Origin of the sequence: Pseudomonas sp. UBA4617, assembly GCF_002386445.1 — a bacterium.
Lineage (GTDB): Bacteria > Pseudomonadota > Gammaproteobacteria > Pseudomonadales > Pseudomonadaceae > Aquipseudomonas.
The window spans coordinates 1-23,361 of record NZ_DGIR01000002.1; the positions used below are offsets into that span (position 1 = coordinate 1).

Sequence of the window (23,361 nt, forward strand, 5' to 3'; positions counted from 1 at the left end):
GGATCGGGTTGCGCGCGTTCACCAGCTTCTGCACGGCCGCCTCGATGGCCACGTGTTCGGCCAAGGGGCGGCGGTGCAGGCTTGGCGGGATCGGCAGTGCGTCGGTCTGCTCGGCGGCGATGTCCTCCGGCAGCTCCAGGTGCACCGCACCCGGCTTTTCTTCTTCAGCCAGGCGGAACGCTTCGCGCATGCGCGACGGAATGTTGTCGGCCGAGGCGAACTGGTGAGTGTACTTGGTGATGGGGTCCATCATGCCGCACACGTCGATGATCTGGAAACGGCCCTGCTTGGACTTCTTGATCGGTTTCTGGCCGGTGATCATCATCATCGGCATGCCGCCCAGGTAGGCGTAGGCGCTGGCGGTAACCAGGTTGGTCGCGCCGGGGCCGAGGGTGGACAGGCTGACGCCGGTCTTGCCGGTCAGGCGGCCGTAGGTGGCAGCCATGAAACCTGCGGACTGCTCGTGACGGGTCAGGACCAGCTTGATCTTCGACTTGCGCAGGGATTCCAGCAGGTCGAGGTTTTCCTCACCGGGAATGCCGAATACATACTCGACACCTTCGTTTTCCAGGCATTGCACAACGACATCGGCGGCCTTGGCCATTTAGGGTACTACCTCAAAATCTTCGTGGGATTGCAGCTTTATCAAGCTGCGTGACTGAGATGTTGCAGGATGTCTCAGTGGCGCGCATCGTAGGCCCTCCGGTTAATAATAAATATATTGTTATGATGCCTGACATCACAGTTCGTTATGAATTCACCCCTCTGATGAGTAGTCCGCGAGCATGAATCTCAAGGCATTGCGTTGCTGCGTCGAAATCGTTCGCCAAGGCAGCTTCACCAAAGCCGCGCAACACCTGCACATCGCCCAGCCGGCGCTGAGCATGGCCGTTACCCGCCTGGAGGAAGAACTGGGCGTGACCTTGTTCAACCGCACCACACGCAAAGTCATTCTCACCGCCGAGGGCGAGCGGTTCCTGCCGCGGATTGCCTCGGCCCTGCGCGAAATGGACGTGGCCCGCCAGGAACTGCGCGACATGGCCGACCTCAAGCGCGGCGAAGTCCGCCTGGGTATTCCACCCATGTTCGGCCTGCACTATGTGCCCGGGTTGATGAACGCCTTCCGCCGGCTCTACCCGGGCATCGCCATGACCGTATTCGAAGGCAGCGCCGAGGACATCGGCCATCGCCTGGAACAGCGGGAAATCGACCTGGCGCTACTGGAATCCAGGCGCGTACCGCCGGACAAGGAATCGATCCTGCTGGGCAGCGACGAAATGCTGGCGTGCATGCACCCCGATCACCCGTATGCCGACAAGGCCTTCCTCACCGCCGAGGACCTGCGCAACACCGACATGGTGGTATTCGACCGCACCTTCGTGCAGCGTCACCTGCTGGATGCGTTCTTCGCCGAACACGGCATCACTTACCAGGTGGCACTGCAGAGCAACTTCGTCTCGCTGGTGGTGCAGGCCGCACTGGACAACATGGGTGTGGCCACCCTGCTGCGCTCGGTGCAGCAGCGCACGCCAGGCATTGTCGGCGTGCCGTTCCGCCCAGCGCAGCTGATGAGCTTCCGCCTGTGCTGGCGGTCGGGGGAATACCTGTCGCTGGCCAGCAAGCGGTTCATCGACTTTGCCGCGCAAACCCATTACCTGGAACGCTGAGGCCAGCTCTTTCACCGCTGAAGCCGGTGGGCTTGCGCGACGCATGAAGGGCCGGCCGTCATTCAGCAGGCTGGCCAGTGTCGGCGAAACCATTACAATGCCTGCTCCTCATCGAAATATGTTTTTCCCATGAAATCACTGCTTTACGCCGCAACCCTACTGTTTTCCTTCACCCTTCCAGCTCTTGCAAGCCCTCCGGCGACCTTCGCCGAGGCCAAAGTGGTGGCCAAGCAGAAGGTGTACCTGGACCAGGCCAGCAGTGCCATGGGCGACCTGTACTGCGGTTGCAAATGGACCTGGGTGGGCAAGTCCGGCGGGCGTATCGACGCCGCCTCGTGCGGCTACCAGACGCGCAAACAGCAAAACCGCGCCGAGCGCACCGAGTGGGAGCACATCGTGCCCGCCTACACCTTCGGCAGCCAGCGCCAGTGCTGGAAGAACGGCGGCCGCGAGCATTGCGTGGACGATGACCCGGTGTTCCGCGCCATGGAAGCCGACCTGTTCAACCTCTACCCGGCGGTGGGCGAGGTCAACGGCGACCGCAGCAACTTCAACTACGCCATGGTGAATGGCAATGCCGGGCAATACGGGCAGTGCAGTACCAAGGTCGACTTCGTGCAGCGTGTCGCCGAACCGCGGGATGCAGTGAAGGGCCTGGTGGCGCGCACCACGTTCTACATGTACGACCGCTACAAGCTGAACATGTCGCGCCAGCAGCAGCAGGTGCTGATGGCCTGGGACCGGCAGTACCCGGTATCGGCCTGGGAGAAGGAGCGTGAGCGCCGCATTGCGGCGATCATGGGGCACGCCAACCCGTTCGTGACCGGCGAGCGCAAATGGACTGCCAACTACAAACCGGTAGGTAGCGGCGTGGTGCAAGCGGTTGCGGCGACGCCTGCCAAGAGCGAAGCCAGGCCGAGCCTGGCCCGCACCGGCCCGGTGGGGGCGGTGCTTGGCAACCGCAACAGCCACGTTTATCACCTGGCCAGCGGCTGCCCGGGGTATACCCAGGTTACCCCGAAGAACCAGGTCACCTTCGCCACCGAGGGTGAGGCGCAAGCGGCGGGTTATCGCAAGGCGGGCAACTGCCGGTAAGCCGGCTTGTATGGTGATACGCGAAGCAGTGGTCGATAGCACCGGCTATGCCGGTGTTCGCGAACATGCCCGCAACCTCAAGCCCTGCGTACCTCATTGACCAGGTTCGCCGGCCGTTCACCTGCCAGTGCGCTGAGCAGGTTATCCACCGCGCAACGTGCCATGGCCTCGCGGGTTTCCTCGGTCGCCGAGCCGATATGCGGGGTCGCCACCACGTTGTCGAGCTGCAGCAGTGGCGAGTCCAACGGTAACGGTTCCTGTACGAACACATCCAGCCCGGCGCCGCGTATGCGCCGCTCACGCAGCGCTTCGACCAGGGCGGCCTCATCCACCACCCGCCCTCGGGAAATGTTCACCAGGATCGCCTCAGGCTTCATCAACGCCAGCTCGCGCCCACCGATCAAGCCTTCTGTGCCGGCACTCAGCGGCACGCTCAGGCACACGAAATCCGCTTGCTGCAACAACGCATCCAGGCTGCACTGCCGCGCACCATGAAGCGCCTCCACTTCAGGCCTGGCACGCCGGCTGTGATACAGCACATGCATGCCGAAGCCGGCTGCGGCGCGTCTGGCCAAGGCCTCGCCGATACGGCCCATGCCGACGATTCCCAGCGTCTTGCCATGCACATCGCTACCGAAATGTGCCGGGCCAAGGCTGGCCTGCCAACGGCCATCGCGGACCCAGTTGGCCAGTTCCACAACCCGCCTGGCGGTAGCCAGGATCAAGGCAAAGCCGGTATCGGCGGTAGTTTCGGTCAACACGTCGGGAGTGTTGGTCAACATCACCCGGCGCCGGTTGAGCTCGGCGATGTCGTAGTTGTCCACACCAACCGAAACGCTGGCGACCACCTCCAGTTGTGGCGCCAGGTCGAGCAGGCTGGCGTCCAGCCGCAGGCTGGCGCCCAGCAGCCCGTGCGCCCCCGGCAAGGCGTCGCGCAGGCGCGCCAGGCCGTCGGGCTGGTTGATATCCACCCAGGTCACCTCGCCGTGCGCTTGCAGGCGCGCCATCAACTGGTCGGACAGGTGTTTGTACAGGACGATTCGCTTCTTCATTGCAGGTTTCCTATTGGCTCATGGCCAGACGTGAACCGCCGCGCTTGGCTCGGCCTGATGTCCGCGACGTATTGAGTGCGACGGTAAGCGCCACTGCGGCAAGCAGCGCGCCACACATGAACAGGTAAGAGGCACCGGGCCCACCGGTAGCGCCATTGAGGTATCCGACCAGCCACGAACCGCCGAACGACCCCAGCGCCCCCATGCTGTTGATCAGCGCCATGGCGCCGCCGGCGACATTGGCTGGCAGGATCTCGGGCACGATCGCGAAGAACGGCCCATAGGGGGCGTACATGCAGGCACCGGCGACCACCAGCAGCGTATACGACAGCCAGAAATGCTGGCTGCCCAGGGCGTACGAGCCATAGAAGGCGACAGCGGCGATCAGCAGCGGCGGCCAGACAAAGCGCTTGCGCTTCTGCAGGCGATCGGACGCCCACGACACACCAACCATGGCCAGTACCGCCGCCAGGTAAGGTACCGACGCCAGCCAGCCGGCCTGCACGATATCGACGTTCGCTGCTTGCTTGAGGATCGACGGCAGCCACAGCACGAAGCCGTACACGCCGATGCTCCAGCAGAAGTACTGCAGCGCAAGGATGATCACCTGTGGCGAGCGGAACGCCTCGCGGTAGTTTTTCACCGGCTTGATGCCTTGCTGTTCGGCAGCCAGCGCTTGCTGCAAGGCGTCCTTTTCCTGCGCACTCAGCCACTTCGCCTGCGCCGGGCGGTCGTCCACCAGGCGCCACCAGAACAACGCCCAGATCACCGCCGGCAAACCTTCGATGATGAACATCCAGCGCCAGTCGTAATGCTTGATCAGATATCCTGATACCACCGACATCCACAGGATGGTCACCGGGTTGCCAAGCATCAGGAAGGTGTTGGCACGCGATCGCTCGGCGCGGGTGAACCAGTGGCACAGGTACACAAGCATCGCCGGCATCACCGCCGCCTCCACCACCCCGAGCAGGAAGCGGATACCGACCAGCATGTAGACGTTGCTGACCATGCCGGTGAGCGTGGCCAGGCCGCCCCAGAGGATCAGGCAGACGAAGATCAGCTTCTTCACGCTGCGCTTCTCGGCGTAGATGGCGCCAGGTACCTGGAAGAAGAAGTAGCCGAGGAAGAACAGCGCCCCCAGCAACGAGGACAGCACAGGCGTGATTTGCAGGTCTTCGGCCATGCCGGAAGCGGCAGCGAAGCCGTAGTTGGCGCGGTCCAGGTAGGCCAGGCTATAGGTGATGAAGACGATCGGGATGAGGTACCACCAGCGGCGAGGTGCCAGGCTTTTCTTTTGCATGTGTGTTTCTCCTGAGCTTGTTGTTTTTGTTGCAACAGGTGATTCGGGGTATGCGCTGTTCACGCGCTGTTGCGCAGTTCGTGAACCTCCAGTTCATGGCGCAGCGGCAGCCCTTCCATGTCGCCCCGCGACTGCACGGCGCGGCTGCCGCACCAGTTGCCGCGTGCCACTGCCTCGGCCACGGGTCGACCTTCCAGCAGCGCGCTGAGCACGCCGACGGCGAAGGCATCGCCGGCGCCGACGGTGTCCACGACCCGGCTGACCGGTACTGGCGCGACCAGGCCTTGGCCTTCGGCGCTACGGAAGTAGGCCCCCGCTTCGCCCAGCTTTATCACCACCCGGGCGACCCCCAGGTCGAGGTAGAACGCGGCGATGTCCGCCGGGGTGTGCTGGCCGGTGAGTAAGCGGCCCTCCTCCAGGCCTGGCAACACCCAGTCAGCCTTGGCCGCCAGCGCATTGATTTCGCGCACCATGCTGGGCTGGTCAGGCCACAGCGAGGGACGCAGGTTGGGATCGAAGGAAATGCTGCGCCCGGCGGCGCGCATGCCATCAACCAGTGCATGGGACAGCGCCCGACAAGCTTCCGACAAGGCCAGCGGGATGCCGGTGGCGTGCAGGTGGCGAGCTTGCAGGCATCCCGGGCTGAGCAGCGCCGGCGACAGTCGGCTGGCCGCCGAGCCGCGCCGGAAGTATTCCACCGCCGGATCACTGCCATCGTCGCAGCGGCCCTTGAGCTGGAAGCCGGTGGGACAGCTGGCATCGACTTCCACGCCCGAGCAATCCAGGCCTTCGCGGCGCAGGCTGTCCAGCACGAAACGGCCAAGCGAGTCGTCGCCCACCCTGCTCAGCCAGCGGACCTTGAAGCCGAGCCGCGCCAGGCCGATGGCCACATTGCTGTCGGCACCAGCGATGCGCTTGCCGAACTGGCTGACACTGGCCAGGTCGCCGGCCTGTTCGGCGACGAACATGGCCATGGTCTCGCCGAAACACAGCACGTCATGTTCACGCATGGCCCGGCACCTCGCGCGATGCGGCACAGCGCCCCAGCGCCGCCAGGTTGCGCACCTGGGCGCCAGTCAGCGCCAGCAGGTCGTCGCTGACCAACGGGTATTCGACGGCGCGCACGACGCCGGGAGTGAACTCGGCCATGAGCGCAGCCCATTCCTGCAGGTCTGCGGCGTTGGGCGGTACGGCAGCCAGGCGGCCATCGGCCAGGCGCTGCACCGCTTTGCAATGGACGTAACGCACCCAGCGGCCCAGCTGGCGTGCGGCCTGTCGGGCAGGCTCGCCCTGCCACTGCCAGTTACCGATGTCGAACGTCATGCCCAGGCTCAGCCCCAAGTCTTCGGCGCGCTGGAGAAACGCCAGCAGCGGCTGGATTCTGCCACCCTGCACCGTCTGGTCGTTCTCGACCAGCAGCAGCGGCCCGGACCCGGACAACAACCGCGCCAGGGCGGCCATATCGCAGCTGTCGCGGTAGTACCCCAGGGAAACCTTCAACGCCATAGCGCCGAGAGCGTGGGCGGATGCCAGCTTGTCTGCGAGTTGCGGGTCAGGCAGGCCCTGCTCGGTCCACAGCTCAACGGGTGTGGAATACAGGCACTCCAGGCGCAACGCAGCCATTGCTGCAGACAGCGCTGCAGTGTCTGGCGCATGGCTGAACAACTCTTCTCGAAGTTCCACGCGGGTAGCGCCAGCGGCGGCCACCAGGTCGAGAAAGCGCGCTTGGCCGTGTCGCCTTACCAGCTCGGCACCATAGCTGGAAAGGCTGATGGAAACGGGGTTTGCGTACATTGTTGTTATCCTTTTGAAACCGGTTTCATTTTTTGCCAGTGTCCACCAGCGGTCGCTCGCCGCCAGTTAACGTGGCTGGGTTGAACCTCGGATGATCAGGTTGGCCTTGAAGTCGATGCGCCTGGCGGCGCCGCTGTCGCCGCGCAATCGGCCGAGCAGGCTCTCGAATGCCGCCACGCCGATACGTTCGGTGGGCTGGGCCAGCGCGGTGATGCCGCTACCGACCAAGGGGTACCAATCGAGGTCGTCGAGAGCGATCAGCCCGACTTCCGCGAACAGGTTGCGCCCGGCCTCGTGCAGCGCCCGGGTCACGGCAAGGGTGGCAATGCCGTTGAAGGTGAAGATGGCCTGCGGACCATGGCCATCGCCTGCGAGGAACGAGGCCAGCTGGCCATCCAGGCCGGAGTTGATTTCCAGCACTTGCTGGCGCATGCCGGGCCGACGGCCGATCGAAGCGCCGAACGCCTCGACCCGCTCCAGCCGCGAGCTGGTGCCATCGAGGGGCTCGGTGACCGCCAGGATATCGCGGTAGCCTTGCGCCTGCAGGTGATCAAGGGCCTGTTCGACCGCATCGACATTGTCCAGGCCGACCAGGTCGACGGGCAGCTCGGGCAGTTGCCGATCGACCAGTACCATGGGGATATCGCGCTGCAGATTGAGCAGTTCGCCGGGATGGTGGCCGAGGGTGTTCACGATCAGCCCTTCGACGTTGTACGACTGCAGGGCCACCAGGTGATGACGCTCCTGCTCGTCGTCGCGGTTGGTATTGCACACCACCAGGCTGTAGCCGTGCTGCCGGCAGGCGGTTTCCACGCCATGCATCACGGCGACCGAATAAGGGTTCAGTATGTCGGCTACCAGCATGCCGATCAGCCGCGTCTGGCCGCGCTTCAAGCCTCGGGCCATCTGGTTGGGACGGTAACCGAGGCGCTCGATGACCTGCTCCAGGCGCTTGGCTGTGGCATCGGCCAGCAACTGCCGATCGCCACCGATATACCGCGAGACGGTGGCCTTGGAAACGCCAGCGACACGCGCTACTTCGCTGATGGTGACCCGTTCGCGGGCATGGGCAGGCGCGTCGGTCATGGGTGGTCCTTATGGTTGTTGTGATTGTGATGAAACCGGTTTCAATACAGCAAACCTGTACACGTTCGTCAAGCCGCCGCTGGTCGGCAAGTCGCCCAGAAGTTGCATTTCAATTTAAGTACCGGAGCTATCGCATTGAAACGCAAGACTTTACTTTAACTACAGTGACTTCTATCAATCGAACGCAGCCCCTGACATCGACTCAACCATCGCTCTCAACGCCCGTGCGGCCATGTAGAATTCGGCCACCCGTTCAGGCGGCAAGTGACACTCCCGGCTCCAGGCCTGAAGCTGATAGGCAAAGAACGTGCACGCCTGCGGCTTGCCGGTCAGTACGTCCTCGATGCGTTGCAACAGGGTGTCCGCCATCTCGTGTCGCCCGGCGAGGTCGGCCGCCCCGAGGACCGCGCCTATCTCCTCGATCAGCCATGCCACCGTCGGCGACGTCCGATAAAGGCTGTCGGCACGCAACGCTTGTGCAGGCGTGAAACTCAACGACATGGCGATGGCCCTCCCACTCGAAAGGATTAGCTCGTGTGGGTAAGAGGTGGCCGATGGCAAAAAAGTGGCATTTATTTTTCTAATTATTTCTGTTGGCGGACGTGGCAACCGGGTTGCCCCGCTGTGGCCCAATGCTGGGGCAACGACCCCATCCGGCACGCCTGAAAATTGTCTGCGGGAAAGGCAAGGCCATTGCAACCAAGGTCTGCAGCCTGAATTCGATACCTGGCATACCTATTGCCGATTTCCTACCAGCTCCAGATCCCCACCCAACAGTACAGCTTTCCCCCTTGAACCGCGGTGCTCCTCTCCCTGGTGCCGCGGTTCCTTTTTTTGCAGCGTCCGTTGTCTTCGCCTGTCGCGGGCGGGCCCACGGCACTGGTACAGGCCTTGAAGACCCTGGGATTTCCACAGATAGGCCAAGCCTGCCAGGCGCATTACAATGGTTGCCATACAACCCAATACCTGAGCACATGATCCAGTCCGACCTCGACCTGTTCGGCCCTCAGGCACAACGCCTGGCCAGTCATACCGTGCTGCTGCCCGGCTTCGCCCTGGCCGAAGTCGAGCCCGTGCTCCATGCGCTGCGCCCGGTACTGCGTGCAGCGCCATTCCGGCACATGCATACCCCGGGCGGCCTGCGCATGGCGGTAGGGCTGAGCAACTGCGGCACGCTGGGTTGGGTCAGCGATGAACAGGGCTACCGTTACAGCCCCTGCGACCCGCTCAGCGGCAACCCCTGGCCCGCCCTGCCCCCGGTATTGCAGGCCCTGGCCACCCGGGCGGCGGCCATGGCCGGTTTCGAAAACTTCGTGCCGGATGCCTGCCTGGTCAACCATTACCTGCCCGGCACCCGCCTGAGCCTGCACCAGGACCGCGACGAACTGGACTTCGACCAACCGATCGTGTCGGTGTCCCTGGGCTTGCCGGCGATATTCCTGTTCGGTAGCCTGCAGCGCGCCGACAAGACTCGGCGCATTGCCCTGAGCCATGGCGATGTGCTGGTTTGGGGCGGCGAAGACCGCTTGCGCTTTCATGGCGTGCTGCCGATCAAACCCGGCGTACATCCGCGTCTGGGAGAACGGCGGATCAACCTGACCCTGCGCAAGGCCGGGCGCTGAGCGGGCCTGTGCAAACTGGATGAACGCGCATGAAACAGGTTGAACATCTTCGCCTGGCAGGCTTCAAAAGATAGGCCATGCCATTTCAGCCTGGAGCCCGCCATGCCCTACCTGTACTCTGCCAACCGTCTTCGCAACGGAGCAGCGCGACCATGAAAATGCCCTGCCGCGCGCCCAGTGCTTCCCTGCAGCTCGATTACGTACGCGACACCCTGTTCGGCCCGGTCGCACAAAGCATGGAATGCCAGTGCCAGATTGCCGCCCTCAACCTGCAAGGTCGCCCGGGCCTGCGCCTGCACATCTGCCCGCCGTTGCCCGACAAGGTTGAACGGGCCCACAGCGTGGCGTTTGTCTGGGACGGACGCAGCTACCACGGCGTGGTTCGCGATCAGGGCAAATGCGGGGATGGCGGCCTGAACCTGCTGCTGGAACTGCAGTAAAGCCGATCGACGGTGACCAACCCGGCTGAACCTGCCGGGGCAGCAGGCCTCCATACAAAAGAGCCCACGCCTCCCGGAGAATGCCATGAACAGTCCGTTGCTCAAGCTCTTCACCCACCCCGCCGACGCCTGGCTGGACATCCGCCGGGCCGAGGAAGACCACCCGCAGCAATACCTGCCGCGCCTGCTGGCCCTGGCGTTGATCCCCGCCATATGCCTGTTCGTCGGCACCACCACCTTCGGCTGGAGCCTCGCCGCCGAGGAACGGGTGCGCCTGAGCATGGGCAGTGCCGCGCAACTGGCGGGCTTGCTCTATGCCACCACGGTGGTCGGGGTGATGCTGATGGGCGTGATGATTCGCTGGATGTCACGTGGCTTCGATACCCAGCCCAGCCTCAACCAGTGCATCGGCTTTGCTGCCTACTGCGCCACGCCCTGGTTCTTCGCCGGCGTGGTCGGCCTGCTGCCGATCCGCTGGCTGGCCGTTGCGGCGCTGCTGGCGGCCTCGGCGTATGCCAGCGTGCTGCTGTATGGCGGCTTGCAGACGTTCCTGCGGCTAAAGAAAGAACAGGCCATGCTGTTCGCGACCTGCGTCTGGGGGGTAGGTCTGTTGCTGCTGGTGACCATCCTGGTGGCGATGATCCTGTTCTGGTTCAATGGCTTGATGCCGGAATATGTGCGCCCGGCCAGCCTCGGCTGACCGGAACGCGACGGGCGCCCTCAGGCAATCGCCTTGAGTGGCGCCGGCTGGGTGCTGCGCAGCGCGTGCAACTGACCTACCAGGTTCACCAGGTCGCGGCAACTGTTCAGGCTTTGCAGCGGGACCCCGCTCAGGGTCACGCCTTCGGCGAGATTCTGACCCTGACCCAGGCGGATGGTCAGGTTGGCGCCGTCCGGGCAGCTGACTTCACAGCGGTCAGGCAGGCAGGCCTGCTCGATGATCTGCCGCATCTCCAGCATCGAAACTCCTATCAACGACATGGTACGACCCTCTCTTTGGGATGGCCTGTTGTGTGAGTACACCTTTGCCAGGCGAAGTGCCAATTGATATTGCGCATGCCGAGGCAGGCCTTCATGCGCCGCAGCAATGATGGTGCCGGAATCCTCTAGCACCTTAGTGGAAGATTGCCGGCGGGGGCCGGGCGTTCGGCTGAGCTGGCAAAGTTAACGACGAACGGTCTCGTCAGGCCCTAGCGATGCCCACAGGTGCTGGGCCGCATAGGCCCGCCACGGCCGCCAGGCCAAGGCCCGTTCGGCCAGTTGCGCCTGCTCCCCTTCCAGTCTGCGTAACGCCTGGACCAAGGCAACATCGCCCAACGGCAAGGCATCCGCCGCACCCGCCTGGCGCAGCGCCAGGTAGTGCGCACTCCATGGGCCGATACCCTTGAGCTGGCACAGCCTGGACAGCAGCGCATCGAGGGTCTGCCCGCGCCGCAGCAAGCCGGGCTCGGCCAGCAAGGCATTGGCCAGCGTGCCCAGGGTTGCGGCACGAGCCCGCGGCATTCCCAGGTTGTCGAACTGCGCCGCCGCCAAAACCGTCGGCGTCGGGAACACGTGGCTCAAGCCCGGCACAGCCAGGCGCAGGGCTTGACCATGGCGCTGCACCAGCCGACCAGCCAGGGTCATGGCCCCAGCTACGCTGATTTGCTGGCCCAGCACGGTGCGCATCGCTTGCTCACAGGCGTCCCAGCCTTGTGGCAAGCGCAAGCCTGGGCGTTGCTGGAGCAAGCGGGCCATGAGCGGGTCGCCAGAAAGCCCCGCGTTGATACACGCAGGGTTGGCATCGAGATCGAAGACCCGCCTCAACCTGGCGATCACGCCGGGCAGCGCCTGCGCCGGAACGCCTTCGAGGCAGATACGCAGGTGTTGATTACCCGAGGGCGTAACGTGCACCACGGCATGCCGGCCGGCAACCACCAGCGAACGGCTGTAGCTGCCGTCCACACAGGTCTCTATGCCGGGAATGCAGCGCGCAGCAAGGAACGCCAGCATCGAAGGCCAGTGGTAAGGGGCACGGTAGCGTAGCCACAGGGTCTCGTGGCGGGCGCCGGGCAACGATCGACGCAACCTGTGCAACGAACTGAGCTTGGCCATGGCTGCATCATGCCAGCAAATGCGCGACCTGTACCGGCCCTGTCGCCGCTGCAGTGTCGATCAGGGGGCCTCGGCATCCCGCGCGGCCTGCATCTGGCCGAACCGTCCGGCATGGAAATCATCGAACGACTGGGCAATCTCCGCCTGGCTGTTCATCACGAACGGGCCGTATCCGACGATCGGCTCATCGATCGGCTCACCGCTGAGCAGCAGCACGCTGGCGCCTTCCAGCGCCTGCACGACAACATCTTCACCCGACCGGTCAAGCAACACCAGGCTGGCCGGGCCAGCTTCGCGCTCGTGGTTGATCTGCACCTTGCCACGCAGCACCGCCAGCGCCGCGTTGCGCCCGGCGGCCACCGGCAGGCGCAGCGTGGCACCGGCATTCAGACGCAAGTCCCAGACATCCATGGCGGTAAAGGTCCGCGCCGGCCCCGAATGCCCGCGATAGTCACCCGCGATCACCCGCAGGCTACCACCCTCACCGTCCAACCTGACCACCGGGATATCCTTGGCCAGCAGTGTCTGGTAACCAGCGGCTGCTCGTTTATCCCGCGCCGGCAGGTTGACCCACAGCTGAACCATTTCCAGCATGCCGCCGCTGCGGGCAAAGCCCGGGGAATGGAACTCCTCATGGATGATGCCATTTGCAGCGGTCATCCATTGCACATCACCGGGGCCGATCAAGCCACCAGCTCCCGTGGAGTCACGGTGCTCCAACTCGCCCTGGTAGACGACAGTCACGGTTTCGAAGCCGCGGTGTGGATGCTGGCCTACGCCGCGCCGCACACTGGTCGGGGTGAATGGATGAGGGCCGGCATAGTCCAGCAACAGAAATGGGCTGATCTTGCTGGCCAGATCGTCGTAGGTGAACAGGCTACGCACCGGGAAGCCATCACCCACCCAATGGGTGTGAGGGCTGCGGTGGATACCCAGTATGCTTTTCATGAAAGGCTCCTGTCTTGGCTGCGATCACCTTATCAGCGATGCCAATCAGGCAGTAGCTGGCGGAAATGACATACATCGTCCCACCTGATGGACAATCAGAAGAACATGGCGTGGAGTATCGGGTGCCCCGGGTATTGCGACCTCAACCAATGCTCCAGTTTCAACGAAAAGGCTTGCCCGCGAACCTGTAGCTTTCGATAAAGCGGATCCGCCATGGCCTGGTCAGGCGTCATTCGGTCCAGATAGCGGCGGTTTTCCGTCGAGGAAATCAATTCGAGAAAGACGGCGTAGTCTTCGAACAGAGCGTCGCTATAGGGGTTGTCAGCGCCGAGCGTGGCCAGGCGCTGCAACGGGGTCAGGGCCAACAACTGGCGAAGGCGGTTGACCTTGGCTGGTGCAGGCAGGCCATGGACTTCGGCAATGGCGACGATGCCGCCTGCGAAAAGCAGTTTTCGGGAAAACCGCAATTTTATATTGCGTACCCCCCAGGCCTTGCCTTCGGCCCTTTTCTCCTCGAAGTTTGCCATCAGGGTCCGGTAGTAGCGAATCAGGTCGTTAAGCAGGAACCTGGCAAGGCCGTGGCCCTGGTCATCAGGGACGTAACGGCGCAGCAGGTCATGCTGCCACCTGGCAAAGGCGGCCTGCCCATACAGGGGGCGGCCTTCGAGCAGCATCAACATGCGCCTGGTCAACGCGGTGCTGCCTTCACGCTTCCACCCCATGTGCTCGCTCAGGTCGGCATAGCCGGCCAGCGCTTCCCGGCCGAACTTGGCCACGTCGCTCTCCCCCGGGTGGCTGACAAGCCGCAGGATGTCACCGACCTGGTGCAGTATCTGGTCCAGACGGTCGATCGGCAAGCTGTTGTCGTGCAGGATGAAGAAGTCGATGTCCGAAACCCGGGAAACTTCGCATCGACCGTAGGAGCCCACGCTGACCACAGCCAGGGGTGAGCGTTCTGCCAACGGTGCCAGCGTGTTGTGCATGGCTTTGCTGAGCGACTCGATTGCCTGGCAGGAGTAGTCGTAGCGCTTTTGCAGATAGGCGGGTTTTAGCAATGTCTGGCTGGTCATGGGCATAGGCTCGGGCAAAGCCCGAGATTACCCACGCCGCCCTGCCCAACGCCGTCTGGAAAACTATCCCGCCGGTTGCTGCAGCAGGAACGCCCGCACGGCATCGGCACAAGCCTCGGGATGTTCCTGCATGAAGCAGTGCCCACCGGCAACCTGCCTGCTGGTCACCCGAGGGTTGAGCGCTGCCAGGCGCTTGACCGAGTGGGGCACGAAGGGGTACGTATGCTCACCATACAAGACCTGTGTGGGTGTACGGATCGCCGCCAGGCTGGCCCAAAGACGTCGGGGAAACGAACTGAATATTTCCACTTCGCGGCTGGGCCGGCATTTGAGCACCACCGCCTCACCGCAATCCCCAATGGCATGTTCGACATACGCTTGGAGCGCTGCATCAGTCCACCCCTTGAAGATACCGCGGCCCTGCAGCGAAGCCAGTGCTGTCTCTCGATCGGGCCAGTGGCTGCGACGGCTGGCAGCCTTGCGTGCGAGGCTGTGGCGCCGGTGCAGGCCAAGCAATGCAGCCGCGCCCATTACCCCGAGCATGCGCCGGCTGAACAACACCGGATCAAGCAGCACGGCACGGCTGAACAGTTGCGGTTCACTGGCCAGGATCAGGCCCGTGAGCACGCCCCCGAAACTGTGCCCAACGGCAAACCGCGGTACCTCGCCATACTCGCCGCGACCGGCGGCGAAGGCTTCCAGCGCCAGCGCCGCGGTACGGTTCCAGCCGCGAAATGCCCCACCATGGTCGCTGTCGCCATGGCCTTGGACATCGCTCAGCCACAGATCGAAATGTTCACCCAGACGCATCAGCATGGGCTGGTAGGACAAGCAGCAAAAGCCGTTGCCGTGCAGGAAATGCAGCAGCGGCCGGCCACTGGCCGGGGTTCGCCAGCCACGCAGGGTGAAGCCTTCAGCGCATTGGTGTGACCAGGGAAGCAACTGCATCGGCTTGGGGTACTCGCGGGCTCAGGAAAACGCCGATTCTACAAACAGCAGCGGGTACAGTGAAATAACCAGCAGCAAGGCCATCAGGACATTGAACAGCATCAGCCAGCGCGGGTTCTGCAACAGGTTGCGCAGGGCGCTGCCGAACATCACCCATACCCCGACGCTGGGCAGGTTGACCAGGGCGAACAGGGCGGCAATCACGATCACATTGGCCACATAGCCTTGCGCCGGCGTGTAGGTGGTAATGGCTCCCACCGCCATCACCCAGGCCTTGGGGTTGACCCACTGAAACGCCGCAGCCCCCCAGAAGCCCAGCGGTTTGCGGGCGGCGGACGAGGCCGTGCCAACCGGCCCGGAGGTGGCGATCTTCCAGGCCAGATACAGCAGGTAGGCCGCGCCACTGTAGCGCAGTACCGTGTACAGCGCCGGCCAGGCCTTGAACACCTCGCCCAGGCCCAGGCCTACGGCGAGCACCATCACCATGAAACCGACGCTGATGCCCATGGCGTGGGGAATCGAGCGGCGCACACCGAAGTTCACCCCCGAGGCCAGCAGCATGGTGTTGTTAGGCCCCGGTGTGATCGAGGACACGAAGGCGAACAGCACGAAGGCAGTCAGCAGGTCGGCAGAGGCAAGCATGGTGGGCATTCCATTTTCTTCATCAGTGCTGTCACACTAACGGAGTCGCCGTGCTGGCGACTGGTACAGTTTCAATAAAATACATAGATACACATCACTGTACCGCCAACATGTGCCCAAGGAAGCCCCGCCATGACCGTCACCATTCGCCCTGCCGTCGCCGCTGATGCCGAGCAGATCCTGGCCTTCATCACCGAGCTGGCCGAGTACGAACGCGCCCGCCACGAGGTGGTCGCCAGTATTGCCGACATCGAGCACAGCCTGTTCGGTGCGGGCAGCACAGTGCACAGCCTGATCTGCGAGCGTGACGGCCAGGCCATCGGTTTCGCCGTGTATTTCTACAGCTACTCGACCTGGCTCGGGCGCAACGGCATCTACCTCGAAGACCTGTACGTGACCCCGGAACAGCGCGGCGACGGCGCCGGTCGGCAATTGCTGCGGCACATTGCCCGCGAAGCGGTGGCCAACCAGTGCGGACGGCTCGAATGGAGCGTGCTGGACTGGAACGAGCCGGCGATAGGCTTCTACCAGTCGCTGGGGGCCGAAGCGCAGGACGAGTGGGTGCGCTACCGGCTGGATGGCGACAAGCTGGCAGCCTTCGCGCGCGGTTGATCCAGCCCTTCGCACCTGGCCGGGCTGTGCTACACCCGCGCGGCGCAACGCGGGGTCGCAGCGGTGCTGGCGATTGACGCCACGCCCAACCCATGCTCTTCTTACACCTCGCGTTCAGGTGCCCCCTTGGGGTGAAACGGGAAACCGGTGCGTCACAGGCCCTCGCTCAGGGCCGGACAAAGCCGGTGCTGCCCCCGCAACGGTAAGCGAGCGAAGCGTCAATACCACTGAGCCCGCAGGCGGGCATGGGAAGGTGACGCTTTCCAGGAGCCCGGCTCCTCCTCGCAAGCCCGGAGACCGGCCTGGCGTTCATGAACACCCCGCGGTGGGCGGGCGCTGTTGCATTCCCCTGGGTAGTCACGCTCGGGGCTGCCGCGCTTGCCCGTTGCCCCAAAAAGCAGAGGAACGCGTCATGCCCGTCACCAGCGCCAAACAACACAGCATTACCACCCCGGTCACCCTCAGCCAGCGTGTCGTCATCGCCGTCGGCGCCAGCCTGTTGGGCCTGTGCCTGGTGTACTTCGCTGGTTTCTCACACATCGAGGCCGTGCACAACGCTGCCCACGACACCCGCCACAGCGCCGCCTTCCCCTGCCACTGAGTACGCCTGATGATCATGCGCATTGCCCGCACCGCGGGTTTCAGCGGGCTGCTTGCGGCCTTGTTGCTGACCCTGTTGCAAAGTTTCTGGGTCGCCTCGCTGATTCTCCAAGCGGAAACCTACGAGTCGTCGGCACCAGCGGCTCATCACGAACATGGCAGCGAGGTGCCAGCCCATGAGCACGACGCCGAAGCCTGGTCACCGGAAGACGGCTGGCAACGGGTACTGTCGACCACCGGTGGCAACCTGGTGGTCGCGGTCGGCTTCGCCCTGATCCTGGCTGCCCTGTACAGCCTGCGCGAACCGCAGCGTATCGGCACCGGGGCACTGTGGGGCCTGGCCGGCTTCGTCGTGTTCTGCCTGGCCCCTACCTTGGGCCTGCCGCCGGAACTGCCAGGCACCGCTGCCGCCGACCTGGGGCAACGCCAGGCCTGGTGGGTCGGCACGGCGAGCGCTACCGCCGCTGGCCTGGCCCTGCTGGTGTTCGCCCGCCACTGGCTGCTGAAAGTGCTGGGCACCGCGCTGCTGGTAATCCCGCATGTGGTTGGCGCGCCACAACCCGAGGTGCATGCAAGCCTCGCCCCTGAAGCGCTGGAAGCCCAGTTCAAGCTGGCCTCCTGGTTGACCAATGCCGCCTTCTGGCTGGCTCTGGGTATGCTCAGCGCCTGGCTGTTCCGCCGCACCCGCCGGGCCTGATGCGGGCTTTTTTCGCCGGCTTCGGCTGCCGCCGGGGTTGCCCGGCGGATGCCCTGGAAGCACTGCTGCGCCAGGCTCTGAACAACCGGGGCCTGGCGCTTGCCGACCTGCATGGCATCGCCAGCGTCAGCCTCAAAGCCGACGAGCCCGGGCTGCAACAGCTGGCCGCACGCCTTGCTGTGCCGCTGGTGCTGTACCATACCCGACAACTGCAAGCCTACGAAGCGCTGCTCAGCCACCGCTCTGCCGCCGCCCATGCCCACAGCGGCTGCTGGGGCGTCGCAGAAAGCGCAGCATTGGCGCTGGCCAGCGAGCGCCGGGGTACCGCCAGGTTGCTGCTGACCCGCCAGGTACTGGGGCCGGCCACCCTCGCCCTGGCTTGGTGAACGTTCCACCGCAACTTCCTGCAAGGACTATCATGACGGTCTATTTCATCGGCGCCGGGCCCGGCGACCCGGAACTGATCACGATCAAGGGGCAAAGGCTGATCCGCCAGTGCCAGGTGATCATCTATGCCGGCTCGCTGGTGCCAGCCGCGGTGCTTGAGGGCCATCAGGCCGATACCGTGATCAACAGCGCCGAACTGCACCTGGAACAGATCATCGCGGCCATGCGCGATGCGCACGAGCAAGGCCGTGACGTCGCCCGGGTACACAGTGGCGACCCCAGCCTGTACGGTGCCATTGGCGAGCAGATCCGCCACCTGCAGGCACTGGGCATCGACTACCAGATCATTCCCGGAGTCACTGCCACAGCGGCCAGCGCCGCCCTGCTCGGCTGCGAACTGACCCTGCCTCAAGTCGCACAAACGGTGATCCTGACCCGCTATGGCGACAGCTCGCCAATGCCGCTTGGCGAGCAACTGGGCGACCTCGCGCGGCATGGCAGCACCCTGGCGATTCACCTGGGAGTCAAGCACCTTCCGCGCATTGTCGATGAGTTGCTGCCGCACTACGGCGCGCAGTGCCCGGTGGCGGTGGTGCATCGCGCCACCTGGCCAGACCAGGACTGGGTGCGCGGCACCCTGGGCAATATCGTCGAGCGCTTGGCAGCCAAGGGCTTTCGGCGCACCGCGCTGATCCTGGTCGGTCATGTTCTGGGCGACACACCATTTGCCGAGTCGGCCTTGTACCGTGCCGGGCACGCCCATCTTTACCGCCCTGGCGAGTGAGCATTGCCAGGCGCGTCGCAGGCGTAGCAGACTCCGTGTTCCCACCTGCGAACAGGAGTCATGCCAATGCTGGAGCTACGCCCCAACTGCGAATGCTGCGATACCGACCTGCCAGGCGACAGCACCAACGCGCTGGTCTGCTCGTTCGAATGTACGTTCTGTCGCGCCTGCGCTGAAACCCGTTTCCACGGCCGTTGCCCGAACTGCTCCGGCCAGCTGGTGGCCCGCCCGCCACGGGTCGGCCAGGCCCTGGCCAATAGTCCCGCCTCCACCCAGCGCGTGAACAAGGCACATCCCGCCTGCACCAGCCCGGCCTGAAAAACCGGCATCGCCGCTTTGCCAGGGCGGTGCCTCCCCTCCTTTGTAGGACTTTTCAACAATAAACGCGGAGGTTTTCAACATTTCTATACTCGGTATTACCAAACGAACAGAATGGTCGTATCGTGCAGCGCGTCCGATAAACCCGATTTGTTGACGTATTCCTGAGTGATCCAGGAAGCGGACCACATCTTGACAGGAGTTTTCCTCATGACAACCGTGCTGATCGTTGACGACCACCCTATCGTCCGGCTGTCCTTGCGCCTACTACTCGAGCGCGAACGTTTCAATGTCGTCGGTGAAGTCGGCAACGGCAGCGAGGTGGCGCAGGTGGCCCGTGAGCTGCGCCCGGATGTAATCGTTCTCGATATCGGCCTGCCTGGGCTGGACGGCATGGAAGTGATCAAGCGCCTGCAATGCATGGAGCCGGTGCCGAAGATCATGGTGCTGACCGGGCAGGCGACCGACCTGTACGTGCGCCGCTGCCTGGACGCGGGGATCGGTGCGTTCGTCACCAAGGAAGAAGAACACGAAGCCCTGCTGTTTGCCCTCAAGGCCCTGGTCAAGGGCTACTCGACCTTTCCGCAGATGTCGGTCAACAGCAACTCCCTGGAAAGCGAGCCGGTGCGCCTGGCCAGCCTCTCCAACCGGGAAATGGAAGTGCTGCGGCGCCTGGCACGGGGCGAGAACAACAAGAATATCGGCACCTGCATGAACCTCAGCGCCAAGACCATCAGCACCTACCGGGGCCGCATCATGGAAAAGCTCAAGACCGAATCCCTGGTGGAAATGGTCGACCTGGCCAAGCGCAACAGCGTCTACTGAGCGCACGGCTGCCATGAAGCGCCTGCTGACAAGCGCCCTTCTGGCCATCGGCCTGTTCAGCTCCGGCGCGCTGCTGGCCAATAGCGAACCCCGCCAGTTGCTGGCCCGCTCGGTCAGCGCCGCCGCGCCACTGGCACTGTCCAGCGAGGACCGGCAATGGCTGCAGCAACGCCAGCGTCTGGTGCTGGGCAGTTCACGGCCCGACTACCCACCGCTGGAAATCAACGTCAGCCAGCGTGACTATGAGGGCCTCAGCGCCGACTACGCAGGCATCATTGCCGAGCAACTAGGTATCGACATCGAAGTGCGCCGTTTCGACAGCCGTCATGAAGCCATCGCTGCGCTGCGGGACGGCCGGATCGACCTGTTGGGCAGTTCCAACGCGTTCGAGGCGGCCGACGCCCAGCTCAGCCTGAGCGCGCGCTATGCCGATGACCTGCCGGTCATCGTTACCCGCGAGGGGTCGAGCCTGAAGAACATCGCCGATCTCGCCGGCCTGCGCCTGGCCATGGTCGACCATTACCTGCCCGCCAGCAGCGTCCGTGCCCTGTACCCGAAAGCCCAACTGAGCCTGTATCGCTCGACCCTCGCCGGGCTGGCCGCCGTCGAGCTGGGTGAAGCCGACGCCTACCTGGGCGATGCCATCAGCACCGATTTCACGATTGGCAAGATTTACCAGGGCACCTTGAAGATCGACCATTTCTGCCCGGTCGCCCCCGGGGGGTTCGCCTTTGCCTTGGCCAATGACAATCCACGCCTGCGCCGGCTGGTGGACGCGGCGCTGGCGCGCATCAGCGATAGCGAACGCCTGAACATCCTGCGCCGCTGGAGCAGCGGTAACACCAGCCTGCTGTTGCAGCGCCATCTCGCCGCACTGACCGATGAGGAAGAGGCCTGGATCGCTGCCAACCCCGACATCAGCGTGCTGATCAACACGTCGCTGGCACCGTTGACTTTCAACGACACCCAGCATCGCCCCAGCGGCATCACCCTCGATCTGCTCAAGCAGATATCGCTGCGCACGGGGTTGCGCTTCAAGCCGATCGAAAGCCCTTCGGCCCAGACCATGATCGAGCGCCTGGTTCGCGGAGACGCGCAAATGATCGGTGCCCTGGGCTATGGCGCAGACCGTTCGAAACAGCTGCGCTATACCCGCCCCTACCTGGTCAGCCCACGGGTACTGGTCTCGCGCAGCGACACCCGGTCAGCGGTGGCGGCCAGCGCGCTGCAGAGCCAGCGCATTGCCCTGATACGCGGCTCTCCGCAACTGGCCCTGCTGCAGCGACGCTATCCGCAGGCCAAGGTGGTCGAAGTGGACAACTCGCTCGGCCTGATGGAGGCCGTGGCCAACGGTGACGCCGACGTTGCCCTGAGCAGCCACATCAATGCTGCCTATTACATCAGCCATGTATTCAAGGACCGTTTGCGCATCGCCAGCGTGCTCGATGACGACCCCGCCGTCGCCGCCTTTGCCGTGGCCGCAGACCAGCCTCAACTGCAGGCGATCCTCGACAAGGCTCTGCTGAGTATTCCCCCGGAAGAGCTTGACCAACTGATCAACCGCTGGCGCACCACCACCCTGGTCAGCGACAGCCCCTGGCGCGACTACCGCACCCTGGCCCTGCAGGTCCTGGTGCTATCGGCCTTGCTGCTGGCCGGGGTGGTGTTCTGGAACAGTTACCTGCGCAAACTCATCAACCAGCGCACCGAGGCCCAACATGCGTTGCAAGCGCAGCTGGCACTGAGCCGGGGCCTGCTGGAGCAACTGCGCCAGGCCAAGGACGACGCCGAGCAGGCCAGCCAGACCAAAAGTACCTTCCTGGCCACCATGAGCCATGAAATCCGCACTCCGATGAATGCCGTGATCGGCCTGCTGGAGTTGGCCCTGGAAGACAGCCGCAGCGGCCGATGCGACCCCCAGACCCTGCAGACCGCCCATGATTCAGCCATCGGCCTGCTTGAGCTGATCGGCGATATCCTGGACATTTCGCGAATCGAATCCGGGCACATCACCCTGCAGCCAGTGCCCACCAACCTGGTCGAACTGGTACGCGCCAGCGTGCGGGTGTTCGAAGGCAATGCCCGGGCCAAAGGCCTGCACCTGCACAGCGAACTGCCTGCTGCGCCGATCTGGGTCCTGGCTGACCCGTTGCGGCTCAAGCAGGTGCTGTCCAACCTGATCAGCAATGCCATCAAATTCACCGACCGTGGCGAAGTGCAGGCCAGCCTGCAGTTTGCGGCGCACGACACTGACCACCTGGCGGTGGTACTGAGCGTGCGTGACACCGGGATCGGTATCAGCCCTGCCGACCAGGCCCGGCTGTTCAATGCGTTCGTCCAGGCCGACGGCCCACGAGCCCGCCAGGGCGCGGGTCTGGGCCTGGTCATCAGCCGCACCCTGGCCGAGTTGATGGGCGGCACCTTGAGCCTGCAAAGCGTAGAAGGCGTGGGCACCATGGTGCAGGTCAACTTGCACCTTCCCACCTGCACGGCACCGCCGCAGGCTGAACAGCATGCCCCAGCGCTGGAAAGCGGCAGCGGCCCGCTGAACATCCTGGTGGTCGACGACTACCCCGCCAACCTGCTGTTGCTGGAGCGCCAGCTGCATACCCTGGGCCATGCCGTGACCCTGGCCGAGAACGGCGAAACCGCTTTGACACGCTGGCAGGCCGAACACTTCGACCTGGTCATAACTGATTGCAGCATGCCGGTCATGGATGGCCATGAGTTGACCCGTCGTATCCGCAGCCTCGAAAGCGAGCGCGGCCTGCCGCCATGTCGCATTCTCGGGGTGACCGCCAACGCCCAGGCCGAGGAGCGTGCCCGCTGCCTGGCCAGCGGCATGGACGAATGCCTGTTCAAACCGATCGGCCTGCGTACACTCAAGACCCATCTGCCCCAGGCCGAGGCCCAGCCGCATCCACAGCAACAGCAACAGCAACAGCCACCAACGCGACCCGGCAGCGGGTTCAACCTCGGCGAACTGCGTCACCTGACCCAGGACGATGAACAACTGGTGCGGCATCTGCTGGAGCAACTGGTGCAAAGCGTCAGCGACGACCTGGCGGCATTGCGTGCACTGGCCGCAGACGCCTCCGGCGAGGCGTTGCGCGCCTTGGCTCACCGGATCAAGGGTGGCGCGAAGATGGTCAAGGTGCGGACACTGGTCAAGGCATGCGAAGCGATCGAACAGGCCCACGAACAGGGCCGCCCAACAGCGCAACTGCGCATGCAGCTGGAGGACAGCCTGCAGGACCTGCTGGTCGAGCTGGGCGATGCACTCAGTGCAATTGCAACGTCGAACTGATCTGGCCAATGGCATCCACCACGTGCCGTGAGCCCTGCTGGCTTTCCATGCTCACCGTGCCCGCCCGGGC

Annotated in this window: 26 protein-coding genes and 1 riboswitch; of the genes, 13 read left to right on the forward strand and 13 right to left on the reverse strand. The window is 64.1% G+C overall.

Annotated elements, in window-relative coordinates; genetic code table 11:
* Nucleotides 1-604, reverse strand: a 604-nt coding sequence (locus tag B4L76_RS00215; RefSeq protein ID WP_296229704.1) for a thiamine pyrophosphate-binding protein, incomplete at its 3' end; no start/stop codon positions are given.
* Between the two features lie 181 nt (nucleotides 605-785).
* On the opposite strand from B4L76_RS00215, the gene B4L76_RS00220 reads away from it, so the two are divergent.
* Complete coding sequence (locus tag B4L76_RS00220; protein WP_186676900.1) at nucleotides 786-1,667, forward strand: LysR family transcriptional regulator; 882 nt, start codon at nucleotides 786-788, stop codon at nucleotides 1,665-1,667.
* A gap of 129 nt (nucleotides 1,668-1,796) precedes the next feature.
* Complete coding sequence (locus tag B4L76_RS00225) at nucleotides 1,797-2,762, forward strand: endonuclease (protein WP_296229705.1); 966 nt, start codon at nucleotides 1,797-1,799, stop codon at nucleotides 2,760-2,762.
* A 77-nt stretch (nucleotides 2,763-2,839) separates the two neighbouring features.
* Here the strand turns inward: B4L76_RS00225 and B4L76_RS00230 are convergent, their stop codons facing one another.
* From B4L76_RS00230 to B4L76_RS00255, 6 genes are all read right to left on the reverse strand, one after another.
* Complete coding sequence (locus B4L76_RS00230; RefSeq protein ID WP_296229707.1) at nucleotides 2,840-3,814, reverse strand: 2-hydroxyacid dehydrogenase; 975 nt, start codon at nucleotides 3,812-3,814, stop codon at nucleotides 2,840-2,842.
* Nucleotides 3,815-3,824: 10 nt separating this feature from the next.
* Nucleotides 3,825-5,117 (reverse strand): MFS transporter, encoded by a 1,293-nt coding sequence (locus B4L76_RS00235; RefSeq protein ID WP_296229708.1) that lies wholly within the window; start codon nucleotides 5,115-5,117, stop codon nucleotides 3,825-3,827.
* 59 nt (nucleotides 5,118-5,176) lie between these two features.
* The gene (locus tag B4L76_RS00240) at nucleotides 5,177-6,127 is read right to left on the reverse strand and encodes a sugar kinase (protein WP_296229709.1); all 951 of its coding nucleotides are present in this window, start codon (nucleotides 6,125-6,127) and stop codon (nucleotides 5,177-5,179) included.
* Nucleotides 6,120-6,911 (reverse strand): AP endonuclease, encoded by a 792-nt coding sequence (locus tag B4L76_RS00245; protein WP_296229710.1) that lies wholly within the window; start codon nucleotides 6,909-6,911, stop codon nucleotides 6,120-6,122. The genes B4L76_RS00240 and B4L76_RS00245 overlap by 8 nt, the downstream gene beginning before the upstream one ends.
* 66 nt (nucleotides 6,912-6,977) lie before the next feature.
* A complete protein-coding gene (gene ptxS / locus B4L76_RS00250) occupies nucleotides 6,978-7,997 on the reverse strand; it encodes a transcriptional regulator PtxS (RefSeq protein WP_296229711.1) in 1,020 nt (339 codons plus the stop codon).
* Between the two features lie 174 nt (nucleotides 7,998-8,171).
* Nucleotides 8,172-8,498, reverse strand: coding sequence for a hypothetical protein (locus tag B4L76_RS00255; RefSeq protein ID WP_296229712.1), 327 nt, complete (start codon nucleotides 8,496-8,498; stop codon nucleotides 8,172-8,174).
* Between the two features lie 473 nt (nucleotides 8,499-8,971).
* Here B4L76_RS00255 and alkB point away from each other — a divergent pair, with 473 nt between their 5' ends.
* From alkB to B4L76_RS00270, 3 genes are all read left to right on the forward strand, one after another.
* Nucleotides 8,972-9,619, forward strand: coding sequence for a DNA oxidative demethylase AlkB (gene alkB / locus B4L76_RS00260; RefSeq protein ID WP_296229713.1), 648 nt, complete (start codon nucleotides 8,972-8,974; stop codon nucleotides 9,617-9,619).
* A 152-nt stretch (nucleotides 9,620-9,771) separates the two neighbouring features.
* Nucleotides 9,772-10,059 (forward strand): hypothetical protein, encoded by a 288-nt coding sequence (locus B4L76_RS00265; protein WP_225777660.1) that lies wholly within the window; start codon nucleotides 9,772-9,774, stop codon nucleotides 10,057-10,059.
* Between the two features lie 85 nt (nucleotides 10,060-10,144).
* On the forward strand, nucleotides 10,145-10,759 hold the full coding sequence (locus B4L76_RS00270) for a Yip1 family protein (RefSeq protein WP_296229715.1): 615 nt from the start codon (nucleotides 10,145-10,147) through the stop codon (nucleotides 10,757-10,759).
* A gap of 20 nt (nucleotides 10,760-10,779) precedes the next feature.
* Here the strand turns inward: B4L76_RS00270 and B4L76_RS00275 are convergent, their stop codons facing one another.
* The 6 genes from B4L76_RS00275 to B4L76_RS00300 form a co-directional block, all read right to left on the reverse strand.
* Entirely contained in the window at nucleotides 10,780-11,040 is a 261-nt protein-coding gene (locus B4L76_RS00275; RefSeq protein WP_296229716.1) for a DUF1652 domain-containing protein, read from the reverse strand.
* A gap of 183 nt (nucleotides 11,041-11,223) precedes the next feature.
* On the reverse strand, nucleotides 11,224-12,153 hold the full coding sequence (locus tag B4L76_RS00280; protein ID WP_296229717.1) for a DNA-3-methyladenine glycosylase family protein: 930 nt from the start codon (nucleotides 12,151-12,153) through the stop codon (nucleotides 11,224-11,226).
* Nucleotides 12,154-12,213: 60 nt separating this feature from the next.
* Complete coding sequence (locus tag B4L76_RS00285; RefSeq protein ID WP_296229718.1) at nucleotides 12,214-13,101, reverse strand: pirin family protein; 888 nt, start codon at nucleotides 13,099-13,101, stop codon at nucleotides 12,214-12,216.
* Nucleotides 13,102-13,196: 95 nt separating this feature from the next.
* A complete protein-coding gene (locus tag B4L76_RS00290; protein ID WP_296229719.1) occupies nucleotides 13,197-14,171 on the reverse strand; it encodes a hypothetical protein in 975 nt (324 codons plus the stop codon).
* A gap of 63 nt (nucleotides 14,172-14,234) precedes the next feature.
* A complete protein-coding gene (locus B4L76_RS00295; RefSeq protein WP_296229720.1) occupies nucleotides 14,235-15,119 on the reverse strand; it encodes an alpha/beta fold hydrolase in 885 nt (294 codons plus the stop codon).
* Between the two features lie 21 nt (nucleotides 15,120-15,140).
* Nucleotides 15,141-15,770 carry a LysE family translocator gene (locus tag B4L76_RS00300; RefSeq protein ID WP_296229721.1) on the reverse strand — a complete coding sequence of 210 codons (630 nt, stop codon included), beginning with the start codon at nucleotides 15,768-15,770 and terminating at the stop codon, nucleotides 15,141-15,143.
* A 123-nt stretch (nucleotides 15,771-15,893) separates the two neighbouring features.
* Between B4L76_RS00300 and B4L76_RS00305 the strand changes: the two genes are divergently transcribed.
* The 8 genes from B4L76_RS00305 (at nucleotide 15,894) to B4L76_RS00340 (ending at nucleotide 23,291) form a co-directional block, all read left to right on the forward strand.
* Nucleotides 15,894-16,373 (forward strand): GNAT family N-acetyltransferase, encoded by a 480-nt coding sequence (locus tag B4L76_RS00305; protein ID WP_296229722.1) that lies wholly within the window; start codon nucleotides 15,894-15,896, stop codon nucleotides 16,371-16,373.
* Nucleotides 16,374-16,472: 99 nt separating this feature from the next.
* Nucleotides 16,473-16,693: riboswitch (cobalamin riboswitch) on the forward strand.
* Between the two features lie 92 nt (nucleotides 16,694-16,785).
* Nucleotides 16,786-16,974, forward strand: a complete 189-nt coding sequence (locus B4L76_RS00310) for a CbtB domain-containing protein (RefSeq protein WP_025339304.1) — start codon at nucleotides 16,786-16,788, stop codon at nucleotides 16,972-16,974.
* A 9-nt stretch (nucleotides 16,975-16,983) separates the two neighbouring features.
* Entirely contained in the window at nucleotides 16,984-17,670 is a 687-nt protein-coding gene (locus B4L76_RS00315; RefSeq protein ID WP_296229723.1) for a CbtA family protein, read from the forward strand.
* Entirely contained in the window at nucleotides 17,670-18,056 is a 387-nt protein-coding gene (locus B4L76_RS00320) for a cobalamin biosynthesis protein (protein WP_296229724.1), read from the forward strand. Before B4L76_RS00315 ends, B4L76_RS00320 begins: the two co-directional genes overlap by 1 nt.
* Before the next feature lie 32 nt (nucleotides 18,057-18,088).
* Complete coding sequence (gene cobM / locus B4L76_RS00325) at nucleotides 18,089-18,841, forward strand: precorrin-4 C(11)-methyltransferase (RefSeq protein ID WP_296229725.1); 753 nt, start codon at nucleotides 18,089-18,091, stop codon at nucleotides 18,839-18,841.
* A gap of 66 nt (nucleotides 18,842-18,907) precedes the next feature.
* The gene (locus B4L76_RS00330; RefSeq protein ID WP_296229726.1) at nucleotides 18,908-19,159 is read left to right on the forward strand and encodes a DUF1272 domain-containing protein; all 252 of its coding nucleotides are present in this window, start codon (nucleotides 18,908-18,910) and stop codon (nucleotides 19,157-19,159) included.
* 210 nt (nucleotides 19,160-19,369) lie between these two features.
* Nucleotides 19,370-19,984: a response regulator transcription factor gene (locus B4L76_RS00335; RefSeq protein WP_296229727.1), complete on the forward strand. Its 615-nt coding sequence runs from the start codon at nucleotides 19,370-19,372 to the stop codon at nucleotides 19,982-19,984.
* 13 nt (nucleotides 19,985-19,997) lie between these two features.
* Nucleotides 19,998-23,291, forward strand: coding sequence for a transporter substrate-binding domain-containing protein (locus B4L76_RS00340; RefSeq protein ID WP_296229728.1), 3,294 nt, complete (start codon nucleotides 19,998-20,000; stop codon nucleotides 23,289-23,291).
* Nucleotides 23,292-23,361 lie beyond the last annotated feature (70 nt).